The 3323-nt window shown below is 50.7% G+C and carries 1 protein-coding gene; it reads right to left on the bottom strand.

The genetic code is table 11. The annotated features are described in order from the left end of the window. Positions 1 to 44 precede the first annotated feature (44 nt). A partial coding sequence (locus C7B77_RS26660; RefSeq protein ID WP_106312133.1) for a WD40 repeat domain-containing protein occupies positions 45 to 3323 on the bottom strand: 3279 nt, incomplete at its 5' end.

The following is a 3323-nucleotide window of genomic DNA, read 5'->3' as shown; positions in this document are numbered from 1 at the left end:
TGTAAGAACAGATTGTCAGATCGGTAACGCCTAAATTCTCTTAATTAGGGTGTTGCTGATGAGATCGCTCCTAAAGCGATTAAATTCTCCTCCTGGGCGGCGGTCAACCCTTGGATGCCGCGTATGTTCATCCCTTCATAGGGTCGCGGTGTGCGGAGTAAGTTGGTGCATTCACCAGTTTCGATATCCCAGATTCTAATGGTAGCATCAGCACCACAACTAGCTAGCAACTGCCGTTCGCGCCAGCGCGCAGCAAGGTAGTCGATCCCTGGTTCATCGGTGGCTGGTGGGGGGATAAATGCCACGCCAAACACGCTACTTTCATGACCTTCTAATACCCTCAGACATCGACCCGATTCCACATCCCAAAGTCTGATGGTGCGATCGAAACTACCACTAGCTAGCAATCGGCCATCTGGACTAAAAGCCACCGACCACACAAAGTGGGTATGACCGGATAAAGTTTGCAAACATGCACCTGTATCCACGTCCCAGAGGCTAATGGTGCGCTCGAAACTACCACTCGCCAAAATATCGCCTTTGGGACTAAAAGCGATCGAGCAAATCGATTGCCCCACTTGCCAAGTCCGCAGACATTCACCCGTGTGGATATTCCAAAACTTAATCATCCGATCGAAACCAGCACTAACTAAGATATCTGGCGGGGAACTGAAGGCAACAGACATCACCCAGTGCATGTGTCCCGTGAGAATCTGGAGACACTCACCTGTCTGAGTGTGCCACAGTCTAATCGTGCGATCGGTGCTAGCACTGGCGAGCAGTCTACCATCTGGGCTAAAAGCTACCGACCAGATTTCGTTGGTGTGACCAGATAAATTTCTGTGGCACAGACCATCGCGAATGTCCCAAAGTTTAATCGTCGGATCGGCACTGCCGCCGCCACCCGCGAGGATGCGAGCATCTGGACTCACGGCTACGGCTCTAATCGCATCTGTATGACCCGTGAAACTGCCATAGGCACGATTGTGAATATTCCAAATTCTGACGAGTCGATCGAAGTAGCCGCCAGCTATTAGCACCTGCGGTTGAAGTATTTCAGTTCTGCTACCGATGCCCGCATCGATAGCTGTCTCCGACTCGGGCACTAGGTCTAATGTCGTCGATCGAGATGGCACAATTAAGGCAATCGAATAGAGGGTATTAGTATACCCCTGTAAAACTTTGAGACACTGACCATTCTCCAGACTCCAGAGTCGGATCGTGCGGTCTTCGCCGCCACTGGCAACGATTTGATGGTTTCGATCGATCGCCATCGCCCACAGCCAATTCTGATGGCCGATCAGCGTCTTGATGCAGAGTCCGGATCTCACGTCCCAGACTCTGATGGTTCGATCTTTACTGCCACTGACGATCGTGCGACCATCATCGCTAAAGGCGACCGATCTCAATTCATTGTTGTGTCCTCTTAACACGATCGAACACTCACCAGTAGCTAGATCCCAGAGCTTAACCGTAGTATCATCGCTGCCGCTAGCTAGCATTTTTCCATCGGGACTAAAGGCCACAGACCACACCCAGCCTTGATGACTCGCTAAAGTTTTCCAGTAGCTGCCATTGCGACCATTGTGGATCTGCCAGAGTTGAATCGTGCCGAGCGAACCGCTACTGGCGATGGTTTGGCCGTCTGGGCTAAATGCCATAAACTTCACATCATGGGGAGCGATACCATCTTCATACTGGAGGCTAGTCAGACACTCCCCGCTATCTACATCCCAAAGCTTGATAGTTGCATCGTCGCTCCCACTTGCCAAGATGTTGCCATCGGGACTAAAGGCCACTGCGCAAACCGCCTGGGTATGGTCGGTAAAAGTCTTCAAGCACTCGCCAGTACTGAGATCCCAGAGTTTGACTGTACTGTCAAAACTGCCGCTAGCCAGCAGATGACGATTGGGGCTGTAAGTCACAGTTTGCACCCAGTTGGTGTGACCTTTCAAGATCGACTGGAGTTGATGCGTGTGCATATCCCACAACCGAATATCGCCATTAAAATCGCCGCTAGCCAGACTGTTGCCGTCGGGGCTAAAGGCAAGTGAGTGAATGCTACTAAAAGTTTCGGTAAAAACTGACTTGGCGACATTGGTGTGGGCAAAATTCAGATCGTGCAAATCCATCCCCAGTAGATAGGCTTGCCAAATGTACAAACCAGAAAAATCATAGCCACTCAAATCGATCTGCAAGTGAAGGTAGAGGTTAATTAGATTGCCCCCAGCATAGCCGCAGGTATCGGCCAATTCCGCTCGCAGTTTGGCGAGTAATCGATCGAGTCGATCTTTGGTTTCTGGACGCGATCGCCATTGTCCTAGGAGTCTTTCGGCTAGCGGTGCTAAAATCATCCGCACTTGGCTTTCGCGGATATAGTCTTTGGCTTGAGCATGAATCAGGGCGTGAGTGTTAAATATACTTACATCTAAGGTCGTAATCTCGGTGCAGACTCGATCGATTAATTCCGCCGTGACATATTCCATGACTACGGGTTGGAGCGTAAAGCAGCCACCACTTTTTTCAGTCAGACTGCACCGATCTAGCAATTGCAATGCGCTGAGGATTTGAGTGCGAACACCACTGGGAATGAAGTCTGCTAACAATTGAGAGATCGAGACAGGTTCGCGGTAAATTGCCAGCCAGTATAGTACTTGTCGCTCCATCTCCGAGAGTCGATCGCATTGCTGGCTCAGTAGACTCTCAATTCCATCGCACAGAGTCACCCCCTGTTCCAAAAACGCGGTTACACTACCGTCGAAGAGATCGCGAATCGTCGTTGCCGCAATTTTTATTGCCAATGGGTTGCCAGCATAATGCTGCTGCAACTGCTGCCAATCGCTCTGGGCGATCGCATGACAACCATTGCTAATCCCGATCGCTTGCACTTCGATTTCGCTCAAACCATGTAAATCTAGCGTCCGCACCGATGCAGATTCCCCTTCGAGCGGAATCAAGGTACCTGGCTTCTCGCGACTGGTTAAAATCGCACAACTAAGATGATGTTCGGTGCCAATCCGTCTGAGCAGTTCGCTATAACCTGCGTAACCCTCCCGATAGCCGCTATGAGTCGAACTAGATCCGGAGTGGGAGATCGGCTGATGAGCGAGAATAGACTCAAAATTATCGAAAACGATCGCACAGCGACAAGTGCGGAGATGTTCCATCAATTGGGAGATCTGTGCGTCCAACGTATCCGCAGGTGCGGTCTGCTGTTGCCGCGAGAGAACGCTAATGAGTTGAAACAGCACTTTATCCAGCGGCGGCGCATTGCGGAGGGATTGCCAGATAATCCGATCGAATTTTTGAGTAGAGGCTGCTAG

Origin of the sequence: Chamaesiphon polymorphus CCALA 037, assembly GCF_003003845.1 — a bacterium.
In the GTDB taxonomy this organism is placed as follows: domain Bacteria; phylum Cyanobacteriota; class Cyanobacteriia; order Cyanobacteriales; family Chamaesiphonaceae; genus Chamaesiphon; species Chamaesiphon polymorphus.
The sequence above is the reverse complement of the archived record's forward strand: the minus strand, read 5'-3'. Positions and strand labels throughout refer to the sequence as shown.